Here is a 13,736-nt window from a genome sequence, read left to right as displayed (position 1 = left end):
TCAAGCATAGCAGGAGCAAAGAGGGGATTATGCCAGCCAGGCCTTGATTTTGGCTTCAATGCCTGCGGCGTCAAGCCCCAGTTCCGCGCGGGCTTCTTCCTGCGTTCCTTGCGGGATAAAGAAATCCGGAAGACCGATATTCAGCACAGGTACAGGTTTACGATGGGCCATTAGCACTTCGTTTACGCCGCTGCCAGCGCCGCCCATAATGGCGTTTTCTTCCAGCGTCACCAGCGCGTCATGCTGCGCGGCCATCTCCAGAATTAACGTGTCGTCCAGCGGCTTAACAAAGCGCATGTCGACCAGCGTGGCGTTCAGCGCTTCGGCGACTTTCGCCGCCTCAGGCATTAAGGTGCCAAAGTTCAGAATCGCCAGTTTTTCGCCATGACGCTTCACAAGACCTTTACCAATAGGCAGTTTTTCCAGCGGGGTTAGCGCCACGCCCTGCGCATTACCGCGTGGATAACGTACTGCCGTCGGGCCGTCGTTATAGTGATACCCGGTAAATAACATCTGGCGACATTCGTTCTCGTCGCTTGGCGTCATGATCACCATATCCGGGATGCAGCGCAGATAAGAGAGATCGAACGCGCCCTGGTGCGTTTGCCCATCCGCGCCAACGATACCGGCGCGATCGATGGCGAACATGACAGGCAGTTTCTGGATAGCGACGTCATGGATAACCTGATCGTAGGCGCGTTGCAGGAAAGTAGAGTAGATCGCCACGACGGGCTTATAGCCGCCAATCGCCAGGCCTGCGGCGAAGGTGACGGCATGCTGCTCGGCGATGGCGACGTCAAAATAGCGATCCGGGAATTTACGTGAAAATTCCACCATGCCGGAACCTTCGCGCATTGCCGGGGTGATCGCCATCAGCTTGCTGTCTTTGGCGGCGGTTTCACACAGCCAGTCACCGAAGATTTTTGAATAACCTGGCAGACCGCCGCTGCTTTTCGGCAAACATCTGCTGGAAGGATCAAATTTAGGCACCGCATGGAAAGTGATCGGATCTTTTTCCGCGGGCTCATAGCCGCGGCCTTTCTTGGTCATGATATGCAGGAACTGCGGGCCTTTCAGGTCGCGCATGTTCTTCAATGTGCTGATAAGCCCCATGACATCGTGACCATCGACCGGCCCGATGTAGTTAAAGCCCAGCTCTTCGAACAGTGTTCCCGGCACAACCATGCCTTTAATATGTTCTTCGGTACGCTTGAGCAGTTCTTTAATTGGCGGTACGCCGGAGAAGACCTTTTTTCCGCCTTCGCGCAGAGAAGAGTAAAGCTTACCGGAAAGTAGCTGCGCCAGATGGTTGTTGAGCGCGCCGACGTTTTCCGAAATCGACATTTCATTGTCGTTCAGAATGACCAGCATGTCGGGCCGGATATCGCCTGCGTGATTCATTGCTTCAAACGCCATACCGGCGGTGATGGCGCCGTCGCCAATCACACAGACGGTGCGGCGATCTTTGCCTTCTTTCTCCGCCGCTACGGCAATACCGATACCGGCGCTGATGGAGGTGGAGGAATGCCCAACGCTCAGCACATCGTATTCGCTTTCTCCGCGCCACGGGAACGGGTGCAGACCGCCTTTCTGGCGAATGGTGCCGATTTTGTCGCGACGACCGGTAAGGATTTTATGTGGATAAGCCTGGTGTCCAACATCCCAGATTAGCTGGTCAAACGGGGTGTTGTAGACATAATGCAGCGCCACGGTAAGTTCTACCGTGCCCAGCCCGGAAGCGAAATGCCCGCTGGAACGGCTTACGCTGTCGAGTAAGTAGCGGCGTAGCTCGTCGCAGAGTTTCGGCAGACTCTCTTTCGGTAACAGTCGTAACTCCTGGGTGGAGTCGACCAATGCCAGGGTAGGGTATTTGGCTATATCAAAACTCATCGCAAGCTCATTGGATATGGGGTTTATTTATCACGCTGGATTATGTAGTTCGCTAGCGCTTCCAGTGCCGAGGTGTCCAGTGATTGCGCGGCCAGCTGATGTAACGACTGACGGGCGTCCTCTATCAGGTCCCGGGCTTTATTCCGGGCTTGCTCAAGACCCAGAAGTGCAGGGTAGGTACTTTTGCCAAGCTGCTGGTCTGCGCCCTGACGTTTACCTAACGTTGCAGTATCGCCCACCACATCCAGAATGTCATCCTGAACCTGGAAGGCAAGGCCGATACTCTCTGCATAGCGGTCAAGTATCGGCAGAGTATTCCGTCCTTTATCGCCCGCGCTCAATGCGCCAAGTCTAACGGCGGCGCGAATGAGCGCGCCGGTCTTATGGCGATGAATGCGTTCCAGCGCGTCCAGAGTGATCCGCTGGCCTTCTGCCGCCAGATCCAATGCCTGACCGCCGCACATACCGGCGATACCGCTGGCGTTTGCCAGTTCGGCGATCATCGCGATACGATCGCGATCGGCGACTTCCGGCATCGGCGCGTCGCTGATAATAGCAAACGCCAGCGCCTGCAACGCGTCTCCCGCCAGGATTGCGTTGGCTTCGCCAAATTTAATATGGCAAGTCGGCAGGCCGCGACGCAAATCGTCATCGTCCATTGCTGGCAGGTCGTCATGGATCAGCGAATAGGCATGAATGCATTCGACCGCCGCAGCTGGCGCATCCAGCGTTGCCGTACTGACGCCAAACATTTGACCGGTGGCGTAAACCAGAAATGGCCGCAGGCGTTTACCGCCTAATAATGCGCCATACTGCATGGCTTCGACCACGGGAGTGTTCTGAAAGGGCAGTGGCGCGATAAAACGGCTCAGCGCCTGATTCGCTTGCGTTACGCAAGCCTGTAGCTGCTGCGTAAAGTCCATTTACTCATTATCCGCGATAAAAGGCTCAGGTGAAGCCTCTTCATTATCAGACAGCAAAATTTGCACGCGCTGTTCCGCCTGCTGCAGTTTTGCCTGCCCCTGACGCGCCAGTTGTACGCCGCGCTCGAATTCATTCAGCGCGTCTTCCAGCGGCAAATCGCCGCTTTCCAGGCGGGTAACAATATGTTCCAGCTCGCTCAGCGCAGTTTCAAAGCTGGCGGGCGCCTCATTTTTCTTCGGCATGATGACTGTTTGACTCTCTGTAATGGCAGCACAAGTCTATGGTAACGGACTCACACTGATAAGCAAATAACGCGCAATGGTAAGGGGAAATGCGCAAGATGTCCGTGATCGTGATATACTTCCGCGCCTGGATGCAGCCGTAGGTATGGGCTGCTGTACTATTTCTCCACGACAAGCCTTAGATAGCTTGCTAAAGAACCATTGCCGCCATGAAGTTTATCATTAAATTGTTCCCGGAAATCACTATCAAAAGCCAATCTGTGCGTTTGCGCTTTATAAAAATTTTAACCGGGAATATCCGTAACGTTTTAAAGCACTACGATGAGACCCTCGCGGTTGTCCGTCACTGGGATAACATTGAAGTTCGCGCCAAAGATGAAAACCAGCGTCTGGCGATTCGCGACGCGCTGACCCGCATTCCGGGGATTCACCATATTCTTGAAGTCGAAGATGTGCCGTTCACCGATATGCACGACATTTTCGAGAAAGCGTTGGCGCAGTATCGCGAACAGCTTGAAGGCAAAACCTTCTGCGTGCGGGTAAAACGTCGCGGTAAGCATGAGTTTAGCTCCATTGAAGTGGAGCGCTATGTTGGCGGCGGATTAAATCAGCATATTGAATCGGCGCGCGTGAAGCTCACTAACCCGGATGTGACGGTGCATCTGGAAGTGGAAGATGATCGCCTGCTGCTGATCAAAGGGCGTTATGAAGGTATTGGCGGTTTCCCGATTGGCACCCAGGAAGATGTGCTGTCGCTGATCTCCGGCGGTTTTGACTCCGGCGTCTCCAGCTATATGCTGATGCGTCGCGGCTGTCGCGTACACTACTGCTTCTTTAACCTTGGCGGCGCGGCGCATGAAATCGGCGTTCGCCAGGTGGCGCATTACCTGTGGAACCGCTTTGGCAGCTCCCATCGCGTGCGTTTTGTGGCGATTAACTTCGAACCGGTGGTCGGCGAGATTCTGGAGAAAGTTGACGACGGCCAGATGGGCGTGGTGCTCAAACGTATGATGGTACGCGCGGCGTCGAAAGTGGCGGAACGTTACGGCGTACAGGCGCTGGTGACCGGCGAAGCGCTGGGCCAGGTATCCAGCCAGACGCTAACCAATTTGCGCTTGATCGATAACGTGTCTGACACGCTGATCTTGCGCCCGCTGATCTCTTACGATAAAGGGCACATTATCAACCTGGCGCGCCAGATTGGTACGGAAGATTTTGCCCGTACGATGCCTGAATACTGTGGCGTGATTTCAAAAAGTCCGACGGTGAAAGCCATTAAAGCGAAAATTGAAGCCGAAGAAGAAAACTTCGACTTCAGTATTCTCGATAAGGTGGTAGAAGAAGCGAACAACGTCGATATTCGTGAAATCGCCCAGCAGACCCAGCAGGAGGTGGTGGAAGTAGAAACCGTGAGCGGTTTCGGCCCGAACGACGTGATTCTGGATATCCGTTCTGTGGATGAACAGGATGACAAGCCGCTGAAAGTGGAAGGTGTGGACGTCGTTTCGCTGCCTTTCTACAAGCTGAGCACTAAATTTGGCGATCTCGATCAGAGTAAAACCTGGCTGCTATGGTGCGAACGTGGCGTAATGAGTCGCCTGCAGGCGCTCTATCTGCGCGAGCAGGGGTTTGCCAATGTGAAGGTGTATCGTCCGTAATTCCTTTGCCGGGTGGCGGCTATGTCCTACCCGGCCTACCGTTTTATTTCTGCCCCAACCATTTTGCAATGCGCTCCAGCTTCATCATCAGCAGCAGCGTAATGGCCACCAGCACAATGGTCAGCGCCGCGCCGTCGGCGATATTTCCACGGTCGGTCAAGCTAAAGATAGCCACCGGCAGCGTCGTCCAGCCCGGCGGATAAATCATCATCGTCGCGCCCAACTCCCCCATGGAGAGCGATAAACTCAGCGCCAGCGCTGACATCATCCACGGCATCAATAACGGCAACGTCACGTGACGCAGACGATACCAGGGCGATGCCCCCAGACTCGACGCGACGTTTTCAATATCGGCGGAAATTCGCGCCAGTCCGGTCGACACGTTACTGAAGGTAAAGGCGGAAATCAGCACAAAGTGCGCTGTCAGCACAATCCATAGGGTGCCGTTCATTTGCAATGGCCCCTGGCTGAAAGCAACCAGAATGCCCAGGCCCACGGACACTGACGGAATCGCACTCGGCAGATAGAACACCATACTTAACCATTTCTGCGTTTTCACCCCATATTGACGCAGCGCCAGCGCCGCCCAAACGCCGCACAGCAGCGCAAACAGGCTGGCGCAAAAGCCAATCGTGAGGCTGGCAAGTAGGGCATCCCATGCCGCACCGTGCAGAGCGTTAACAAAGTGGTTCAGCGTGAAGCCACTCGGCAGAATACCGTTCCACTGCTGGCTAAGGCTGGACATCAGAATCACCGCCAGCGGCAGGAAAAAGAACACGATAAACAGTACGCTAGCCACAACGCCCGCCGCAGCGCGTCCTTTAGGTGACCAAATTGGCATGGCTAGCTCCTTACGCCGGTACGCGATGCCGCCAGGCGATAGAGGGAGAACAGCCCCAGCGACAAGACAATGTTAATCAACGCAATCATGCAGGCGACCGTATAGTCGGACTCCAGAATCGCTTTGCTGTAAACCATCATCGGCAGGGTGTTAACCCCTTTCGCGCCAATAAACAGTACGATGCCAAACTCGTTAGTGGTCAACAGCAGGCACAGGCTGCCACCAGCCATCAGCGCCGGTAGCGCCGCCGGGAAAATCACCTGCCCAATCACCCGTAACGGGTGCGCCCCCAGAATGCTGGCTGCCTCTAGCTGGCTTTTATCAATTTGCCGCAGCGCGGCCATCAGTGGCCGCATCACCAGCGGAGTGAACACCGTGATCTCCGCCAGAATGACGCCCTGCATCGAGTAGAGAAAATCCACCGGCGGTAGCTCAAAGGCAAACAGGCTCATCAGCGTACCGTTGAGCAGACCCGCTGACCCATAAATAAAGGTGAACGCCAGCGTAATCAGGAAGGTCGGCAGCGCAATAAAAGTATCGACGACCCGACCAATCAACTCGCTACCGGGGAAAGGAATAAACACCAGAATCAGCGACATCACGCTGCCCAGCAGCAGGCAACCGGCGGTGGCGAAAAAGGCGATTTGCAACGTGTTCAGCAACGCGCCGACAAAGCGTTTCGAGTCGACCACCTGGCGGAAGGTCTCGAGCCCGATCTCGCCATTGGCACCGCGTAGCGCCTGTTCAACGATGAGCGACAGAGGCCAGAAAAACAGCGTCGCCAGCACCAGCAACGGGAGCAGCAGCCACAGCAGTGGGCGTAGGTTAAGCGCCGGTTTTTCCAGAGGTAAAATGAGTGACATGGTTATACCTCAATCAGGACCGCATCATCCGGTTCGAACCACAGCGCCAGCTTGTCGCCCACGCGCGGCAGCGGATTGACATGCGTCAACACCATCCGCACCGTTTCGCCAGCAACGTCACACAGCAGATGGGTTAAATCGCCTTGCCAGTGCACCGATTGCAGTGTGGCGTTGAAGCGGTTGCTGTAGGCCGAACGCGGCGTCAGGCTGAGGTGCTGAGGACGAATGCACAGTAGTTTGTTGTAACCGTGGTGGCTGCCCCGGCTGAACGCGCGAATCACTGCACCGCCGCAGCTGACGTGCACCAGCCCCGGAGCCTCCGTTATCCCCAGCGCGATAGCGGAGAGAATATTGGCGCGACCTAAGAATTCGGCGGCAAAACGATTGGGCGGATGCTGATATAGCGCGCGGGTTTCGCCGTGAGCAATCAGCGAGCCATCCTTCATAATGCCGATTTTATCGGCCAGAGTGAGCGCTTCCGTTTGATCGTGGGTGACGTAGAGAATAGTGAGTTCCGGCAGCTCACGGTGAAGACGGGCGAGTTCTTCCACCATATTATGACGAATCTGTGCGTCCAGCGCTGACAGTGGTTCATCCAGCAACAGCACGCGCGGGCGCACGGCAATCGCGCGGGCGATGGCCACGCGTTGCTGCTGGCCGCCGGAAAGTTGATGCGGATAACGGGCGGCGTAATCACTCATGCCAACCGTTTTCAGCGCCTGCGTTACACGCTCATTAATTAGCGCCTTTGGCTGCTTCTGCGCACGCAGGCCAAAAGCGACGTTGTCTTCCACTTTCAGATGCGGGAACAAGGCGTAGTTCTGCACCACCATCGCCAACCCGCGTTTATAGGGTGGCAGATGGGTGACGTCCGTATCGCCAATCAGAATACGACCGCCTGCAGGTTGCACAAAGCCCGCAACCGCACGCAGCACCGTCGTTTTTCCAGATCCTGATGGGCCAATCAGCGCCAGCACTTCTCCAGGTTCAATCGTCAAAGAGAGCGGTTTAAGCACCACGTTGCCGTGATACGCAACGCGCAGCGAGTCGAGGACTATCCCCGATGTCCCCTGCGATGCAGGGGCGTGAACGGCGGTCGTTTTCATCAGCATCAGGCTTACTCGCTTTCGGTCACTTTGTGCCAACGGCTAATATCTGCCGACAGCGAAACGGCTACGTCATCCCAATTTGGCTGCCAGCTCTGCACGCCTTCCAACGCGGCAGTGGCGGCCTTGTAATGTTCGTCGCTCGGCGTCACGTCGCTGCGTACCGGCATTCCCCAGGAGAGTTCGCTGACGCGAGTCTGCGCTTCTTTACTCAGCAGGAAGTTAATCAGCTTTTTACCATTTTCACTCTGCGGCGCCCCCTGGACCAGGCCAATGACATAAGGGATGGCCAGCGCGCTGCGCTCGCCTTTGTCGTTGGCCGGCCAGAAGATTTTCACGTTCGGGTTACGTTCCATCTGCGCGAGGTTCATTTGCAGGTCGCCGTTAGCGACGTAGATTTCACCTTTATTAACCAGCGCGGTTAGCTTGCCGGTAGAGGCAGATGGCCCGACGTTATTGGCCTACAGCTTGCCGAGATACGCAAAACCGGCATCTTTACTGCCGAAGCTGTGGAAAGCCTGCAGCATCACCGCCATGCCGTCAGCGGCCTGACCTGGCGTGGAATACTGGAGTTTATTTTTGAATTTAGCGTCAAGCAGATCCTGCCAGCTCGCCGGGGCAGTTTTCAGCAGCTTGCTGTTGTAGATAAAGCTCAGATAGTTCTTTACCAGCGGCGAATAAAGGTTGTTGGCATCGGGGATAGCCGATGCGGCGTCGGTGTTAAAGTTCGCCAGCAGCTTTTCGGCGGCGGCGCGCTGAATGAATGGCGGCGCGGTTACCAGCACGTCGGCCTGCGGATTCGTACGCTCTTTTGCCAGACGTTCCACTACCACGCCACCACCGCCTTCAACATAGCGTACGGTAATGCCGGTCGCTTTGGTGAATGCGTCAAACTGCACCTGGTACCAGCTGTTATCGCCATCATGCAGCCCGTCGATGGAGTACACCGTGACCACCGATTCCGCCCATGACGGGGCGCTGGCGAGAGCGAAGACAGACAGCAGAGCAAGTCGGGAAAGTTTCATCGTAATAGCCTCATAGCGTACGTTGCATTTTCTGGCCTATACCAGGTTTGCTTTTTACGCTAAACGGCTTATATGACAAAACGATGAAAGAGAAATAAATCAGTCCACGCCGGATGATGCTGCGTTTATCCGGATAGCCGTGAGACGATACGATTGGTAGGCCGGATAAGTCCCGCAGCCAACATCCGGCGCATCCGCTAGTGGGTATCTACCTCAATACGCAGGCTGTCGTGACGCCAGTATTCGATATCCAGATCCAGCACTCGCCCGTGTTGATCGTAGTTCAGACGGCGCAGCAACAGCGCCGGGCGTCCTTCCATAACTCCCAGCGCCTGTGCGGCCTGCGCAGGCATGGCGGTGGGGTAGAACGACAGATGCATGCTGGTATAGACGAGGTTGTAGTGCGACTCGTATACCTCGGTCAGGCTGCCGTTGAGATCGTACTGCAGCAGCTCAGGCACGCGGGCGGGCAAACAATGGTTTTCGCAGTAGCACACGGCGCGGCCATCGGCGTAACGCAGACGGGTCAGCAGATAGATTTGATCAAACGGCTGGAGCTGGAGGGACTCCATGACCTCGACAGGCACGGTGGTTAACACGCCGCTCAGTAGCGCGGTTTTTGGCTCCCGCCCCTGCTCGCGGCAAAGCTTATGGAAGTTGGTGTTCTGGGTCGGATCCAGCCACAGGCGTTCCGGCGTAACGAACCAACCGCGACGATCGGCGCGCCAGATAAGCCCACTGGACTCCAGCTGCGCCAGGCTTTCGCGAATAGTAATGCGCGTGGTGTTGAAGATCGCGCACAGTTCGCGTTCAGACGGCAGTTTATCACCGCTTTTCAACGCACCGCTCTGAATACGCTCCTGAAGCTGCGCCTTGATCAACAGGTACTGCGGGATATCGCCCGGGATAGATTTCATGCTTACTCGCTTCCGTTTTGCCTGCCGCCATTATACAAGCAGAGATGAATTTTTTGTTGCAGCGCGATTTTCTCTTTGACCCATCGCGGCAAAGATCGTCATGATAAATGTAATCTGGTATAGACCAAAGGTAAATAACATGACTTCGCGTAACTATCTGCTGCTGACTCCTGGCCCGCTCACCACCTCTCGCACCGTGAAAGAAGCGATGTTGTTCGATAGCTGTACCTGGGATGATGATTACAATATCGGCGTGGTAGAACAGATCCGCCAGCAGCTGACCGCACTGGCAACGGCCTCCGAAGGCTACACCTCCGTACTGCTACAAGGCAGCGGCAGCTATGCTGTGGAAGCCGTACTGGGTAGCGCATTGGGGCCGCAGGATAAGGTGCTGATCGTCAGCAACGGTGCATACGGCGCACGAATGGTCGAGATGGCCGGCCTTATGGGTATCGCCCATCACGCTTACGACTGCGGCGAAGTTGCGCGCCCGGATGTGCAGGCGATCGACGCGATCCTCAACGCCGACCCGACGATCAGCCATATCGCCATGGTGCATAGCGAAACGACCACCGGGATGCTCAACCCCATTGATGAGGTGGGCGCTTTGGCGCAGCGCTATGACAAAACCTACATCGTTGACGCCATGAGCAGCTTCGGCGGCATCCCTATGGATATTGCAGCATTACACATCGACTATCTGATCAGCTCCGCCAATAAATGCATTCAGGGCGTGCCGGGTTTTGCCTTCGTGATTGCCCGCGAGCAAAAACTGGCCGCGTGCAAAGGGCATTCCCGCTCGCTGTCGTTAGATCTCTACGCCCAGTGGCGTTGCATGGAGGATAACCACGGCAAATGGCGTTTTACTTCGCCCACTCATACCGTCCTCGCGTTTGCCCAGGCGTTGAAAGAGCTGGCGGAAGAAGGTGGCGTGGCGGCACGTCATCAACGCTATCAGCAAAATCAGCGCAGCCTGGTGGCCGGAATGCGGGCGCTGGGCTTTAACACGCTGCTGGATGACGAACTTCACTCGCCCATTATCACCGCCTTTTATTCACCGGAAGACCCGCAGTATCGCTTTAGCGAATTTTATCGCCGCCTCAAAGAGCAGGGCTTTGTTATCTATCCAGGCAAAGTGTCGCAAAGCGACTGCTTTCGCATCGGCAACATTGGCGAAGTATATGCCGCCGATATCACTGCCCTGCTGACCGCCATTCGTACCGCCATGTACTGGACGAAATAAGGAACCATGATGAACCGTATTCACGCTGTTATTCTCGACTGGGCGGGCACCACCGTCGATTTTGGCTCCTTCGCGCCGACGCAAATTTTCGTCGAGGCGTTCCGTCAGGCATTTGATGTGGAGATCACCCTCGCCGAAGCACGCGTGCCAATGGGGCTGGGTAAATGGCAACACATTGAAGCGCTGGGAAAATTACCTGCTGTTGACGCGCGCTGGCAGGCAAAGTTTAGCCGCTCCATGAGCGCAGCAGATATTGATGCCATCTACGCCGCTTTCATGCCGTTACAGATTGCTAAAGTTGTCGATTTTTCTTCTCCTATTGCCGGAGTTATCGACACGATCGCGGCGCTACGAGCCGAGGGCATTAAGATAGGCTCCTGCTCCGGTTACCCACGAGCGGTGATGGAGCGCCTGGTCCCCGCCGCCGCCGGGCATGGCTATTGTCCGGATCATTGGGTGGCAACGGACGACCTGGCCGCGGGTGGCCGCCCGGGGCCGTGGATGGCGCTGCAAAACGTGATTGCGCTGGGCATTGATGCGGTCGCGCACTGCGTGAAGGTAGATGATGCCGCGCCGGGCATTAGCGAGGGGCTTAACGCGGGGATGTGGACGGTGGGGCTGGCGGTATCGGGTAACGAATTCGGCGCAACATGGGACGCCTATCAGACAATGTCGAAAGAGGACGTTGCGGTCCGCCGCGAGCACGCGGCCAGCAAGCTGTACGCCGCCGGGGCGCATTACGTGGTGGATTCACTGGCGGATTTACCTGAGGTGATTGCGCATATTAATGCGCGTCTGGCGCAGGGCGAACGCCTGTAAAATAACTGCCGGATGGCGCTGCCGCTTATCCGGCCTACAGACTGTACCGTTTTGTAGGCCGGATAAGGTGTTTACGCCGCCATCCGGCAATCATTCTTATTCGTAGTAGTTATAAATCCCCGCCGCCATCACCAGTTGCGAAGCCACTTCATGCGCTTTTTCACGACCAACCAACAGGTCGATGATTTTCAAGCCAAAATCGATAGCGGTACCCGGTCCCTGGCTGGTTAATAATTTTACCCGCGCATCCCACACCACACGCTTATCCTGCCACTGTTCGGCGGGGATCTTATCTTTCAGCGCCGGAAAACCGGTCATATTGCCGATAGGGAAGATATCGTGCGGCACGAGCACTGTAGCGGCTGCGGCGCAAATGGCTGCGACAATGCGCCCGGAGCGGTGAAACTGTTTTACGGTTTCGACCAGCAGCGGGCTGTCGCGAAAGCACTCGGCGCCTTTAATTCCGCCGGGCAACACGATGATGTCATAATCGCCGTCGGCAACTTCAACCAGCGGCGCATCCGCCAGTAGCTTTACACCGCGCGAGCAGACAATCGTCAGGTTGCCATCGCTGGCGACGCTTGCAGTAGTGACGTGGATTCCGCCGCGAACCAGCAGATCGATAGTGGTGACCGCTTCGGTCTCTTCACTACCAGGGGCGAGGCATACCAGTGCCTGAGCGCTCATACTCACTCTCCTTTCGCTTTACCATTTCAAACAGGCGGCTATTTTCCGGAACGGCGAGACCGTGCACGCGGGCGCGCTTGAGTAAATAACCGGTAATGTAGTCAATTTCGGTATGGCGCATGGCACGCACGTCCTGCAACATGGATGAGATGTTTTCTGCCGTACTGTCAATCACTTGCTCAACATAATAGCGTAAATCGTCTGCCGATGTGTGGTAGCCTTCACGTTCAATCACGGCGGCGACCTCTTCGCAAATCGCGTTGATTTCATCAGTATGATGGCGCAGCTCGCCGTTCGGGCAGTTCCAAAGCGCGGTGAGCGGGTTGATAACACAGTTGACCGCCAGTTTGCGCCACATCTCTGCGCGGATATTGTTATGCCAGGCGACATCGGGCAGTACCCCCTGCAGGATATCGGCGAGATAACTGTAATCGCCGTCTTGCTCGCGCGCCGGGCCAATATGCGTAGTACCGTTAGCGACATGAATAATGATATTACCGTCGCGGCGCGCAGCATGGGTGATAGTCCCCATCAACATCGGCTGTTGGATATTTTGCAGTTCTTCTATGGTTCCCATTCCATTATGAATGAGCAGGATAGGCGACGTCACCGGTAGGGTTGACGCCAGGGTTCGTACTGCGTCGGAAACCTGCCACGCTTTCAGCGTGACTAATAACAGTTCGCTCTTCGCCAAAAAATCCGGATCGTTTGCCGTCAGTGATTCGTTGAAAAAGGAACCATCGGTATCGATCAGATTTACGCTGCAATAAGGTTGTGGCACCCGTAGCCAGCCCTGTACGTCATGTCCGTGTTTGCACAGTGCCGAAAGCCAAAGTTGTCCTAAGGCTCCGCATCCCAGTACAGTAATTTTCATTGTTCCTCCTCACCTGCAACAGCGCCAGGTGTTATGGCGCTAATTATAGCGTCATCAGCTAAGCTTCTCGTTAAGCCTCGTTGCAGGTATTATGCAACGCAACGAAAATGAAGGGAGAAGAAAAGATGCCATCTTTCGATATTGTTTCTGAAGTTGATCTGCAGGAAGCGCGTAACGGTGTGGATAACGCGGTTCGCGAGGTTGAGTCTCGTTTTGACTTCCGTGGCGTAGAGGCGACTATTGAACTGAACGATGCCAATAAAACCATCAAGGTGCTGAGCGAGTCCGATTTCCAGGTCAATCAGTTGCTCGATATTCTGCGCGCCAAGCTGCTTAAACGCGGTATTGAAGGCGCTTCGCTGGATGTACCGGACGAGTTCGTGCATAGCGGTAAAACCTGGTATGTGGAAGCGAAGCTGAAGCAGGGCATTGAAAGCGCCGTGCAGAAGAAAATCGTCAAGCTGATTAAAGACAGCAAACTGAAGGTGCAGGCGCAAATTCAGGGGGAAGAGATTCGCGTGACGGGCAAATCACGTGACGATCTGCAATCGGTAATGGCGCTGGTTCGCGGCGGCGATTTGGGCCAGCCGTTCCAGTTCAAAAACTTCCGCGATTAAGTTGTTATGCCGGATAGAGCCTCGCCGCCA

General features: G+C 55.6%; 13 protein-coding genes and 2 pseudogenes. 5 read left to right on the top strand and 10 right to left on the bottom strand.

Annotated features, from left to right (window positions below; translation table 11 throughout):
• Positions 1–27 precede the first annotated feature (27 nt).
• The 3 genes from dxs to xseB are packed head-to-tail and all read right to left on the bottom strand — an operon-like array spanning position 28 to position 3,056.
• Entirely contained in the window at positions 28–1,890 is a 1,863-nt protein-coding gene (dxs, locus tag ACLJRU_RS03400; protein WP_023235296.1) for a 1-deoxy-D-xylulose-5-phosphate synthase, read from the bottom strand.
• Positions 1,891–1,913: 23 nt separating this feature from the next.
• Positions 1,914–2,813, bottom strand: coding sequence for a (2E,6E)-farnesyl diphosphate synthase (gene ispA, locus ACLJRU_RS03395; RefSeq protein ID WP_001539299.1), 900 nt, complete (start codon positions 2,811–2,813; stop codon positions 1,914–1,916).
• Complete coding sequence (gene xseB / locus ACLJRU_RS03390) at positions 2,814–3,056, bottom strand: exodeoxyribonuclease VII small subunit (protein WP_001124944.1); 243 nt, start codon at positions 3,054–3,056, stop codon at positions 2,814–2,816.
• A 209-nt stretch (positions 3,057–3,265) separates the two neighbouring features.
• Here xseB and thiI point away from each other — a divergent pair, with 209 nt between their 5' ends.
• Positions 3,266–4,714 (top strand): tRNA uracil 4-sulfurtransferase ThiI, encoded by a 1,449-nt coding sequence (gene thiI, locus ACLJRU_RS03385; protein WP_001539301.1) that lies wholly within the window; start codon positions 3,266–3,268, stop codon positions 4,712–4,714.
• 43 nt (positions 4,715–4,757) lie between these two features.
• Here the strand turns inward: thiI and phnV are convergent, their stop codons facing one another.
• The 5 genes and pseudogenes from phnV to phnR all read right to left on the bottom strand — a co-directional run bounded on the left by phnV (position 4,758) and on the right by phnR (position 9,466).
• Positions 4,758–5,555 (bottom strand): 2-aminoethylphosphonate ABC transport system, membrane component PhnV, encoded by a 798-nt coding sequence (phnV, locus tag ACLJRU_RS03380; RefSeq protein ID WP_001539302.1) that lies wholly within the window; start codon positions 5,553–5,555, stop codon positions 4,758–4,760.
• 2 nt (positions 5,556–5,557) lie between these two features.
• Positions 5,558–6,418 carry a 2-aminoethylphosphonate ABC transporter permease subunit gene (phnU, locus tag ACLJRU_RS03375; protein ID WP_000052716.1) on the bottom strand — a complete coding sequence of 287 codons (861 nt, stop codon included), beginning with the start codon at positions 6,416–6,418 and terminating at the stop codon, positions 5,558–5,560.
• Positions 6,419–6,420: 2 nt separating this feature from the next.
• Positions 6,421–7,530, bottom strand: a complete 1,110-nt coding sequence (gene phnT, locus ACLJRU_RS03370) for a 2-aminoethylphosphonate ABC transport system ATP-binding subunit PhnT (RefSeq protein WP_038393949.1) — start codon at positions 7,528–7,530, stop codon at positions 6,421–6,423.
• 5 nt (positions 7,531–7,535) lie between these two features.
• Positions 7,536–8,549 (bottom strand): annotated as a pseudogene (gene phnS, locus ACLJRU_RS03365) (2-aminoethylphosphonate ABC transporter substrate-binding protein).
• A gap of 197 nt (positions 8,550–8,746) precedes the next feature.
• On the bottom strand, positions 8,747–9,466 hold the full coding sequence (gene phnR / locus ACLJRU_RS03360; protein ID WP_001539310.1) for a phosphonate utilization transcriptional regulator PhnR: 720 nt from the start codon (positions 9,464–9,466) through the stop codon (positions 8,747–8,749).
• A 139-nt stretch (positions 9,467–9,605) separates the two neighbouring features.
• On the opposite strand from phnR, the gene phnW reads away from it, so the two are divergent.
• From phnW to ACLJRU_RS03345, 3 genes and pseudogenes are all read left to right on the top strand, one after another.
• Entirely contained in the window at positions 9,606–10,709 is a 1,104-nt protein-coding gene (phnW, locus tag ACLJRU_RS03355) for a 2-aminoethylphosphonate--pyruvate transaminase (protein WP_000203961.1), read from the top strand.
• A gap of 9 nt (positions 10,710–10,718) precedes the next feature.
• A complete protein-coding gene (gene phnX, locus ACLJRU_RS03350) occupies positions 10,719–11,528 on the top strand; it encodes a phosphonoacetaldehyde hydrolase (protein ID WP_023235415.1) in 810 nt (269 codons plus the stop codon).
• A 5-nt stretch (positions 11,529–11,533) separates the two neighbouring features.
• Positions 11,534–11,616 (top strand): annotated as a pseudogene (locus ACLJRU_RS03345) (hypothetical protein); the annotation flags it as partial.
• A gap of 8 nt (positions 11,617–11,624) precedes the next feature.
• Here the strand turns inward: ACLJRU_RS03345 and yajL are convergent.
• Positions 11,625–12,215: a protein deglycase YajL gene (gene yajL, locus ACLJRU_RS03340; protein WP_001275809.1), complete on the bottom strand. Its 591-nt coding sequence runs from the start codon at positions 12,213–12,215 to the stop codon at positions 11,625–11,627.
• A complete protein-coding gene (panE, locus tag ACLJRU_RS03335) occupies positions 12,178–13,089 on the bottom strand; it encodes a 2-dehydropantoate 2-reductase (RefSeq protein WP_000705816.1) in 912 nt (303 codons plus the stop codon). Before panE ends, yajL begins: the two co-directional genes overlap by 38 nt.
• Before the next feature lie 125 nt (positions 13,090–13,214).
• On the opposite strand from panE, the gene ACLJRU_RS03330 reads away from it, so the two are divergent.
• Positions 13,215–13,706: a YajQ family cyclic di-GMP-binding protein gene (locus tag ACLJRU_RS03330; protein WP_001138913.1), complete on the top strand. Its 492-nt coding sequence runs from the start codon at positions 13,215–13,217 to the stop codon at positions 13,704–13,706.
• Positions 13,707–13,736 lie beyond the last annotated feature (30 nt).

It is taken from the genome of Salmonella sp. SAL00653 (assembly GCF_046552515.1).
GTDB lineage: Bacteria > Pseudomonadota > Gammaproteobacteria > Enterobacterales > Enterobacteriaceae > Salmonella > Salmonella enterica.
The sequence above is the reverse complement of the archived record's forward strand: the minus strand, read 5'-3'. Positions and strand labels throughout refer to the sequence as shown.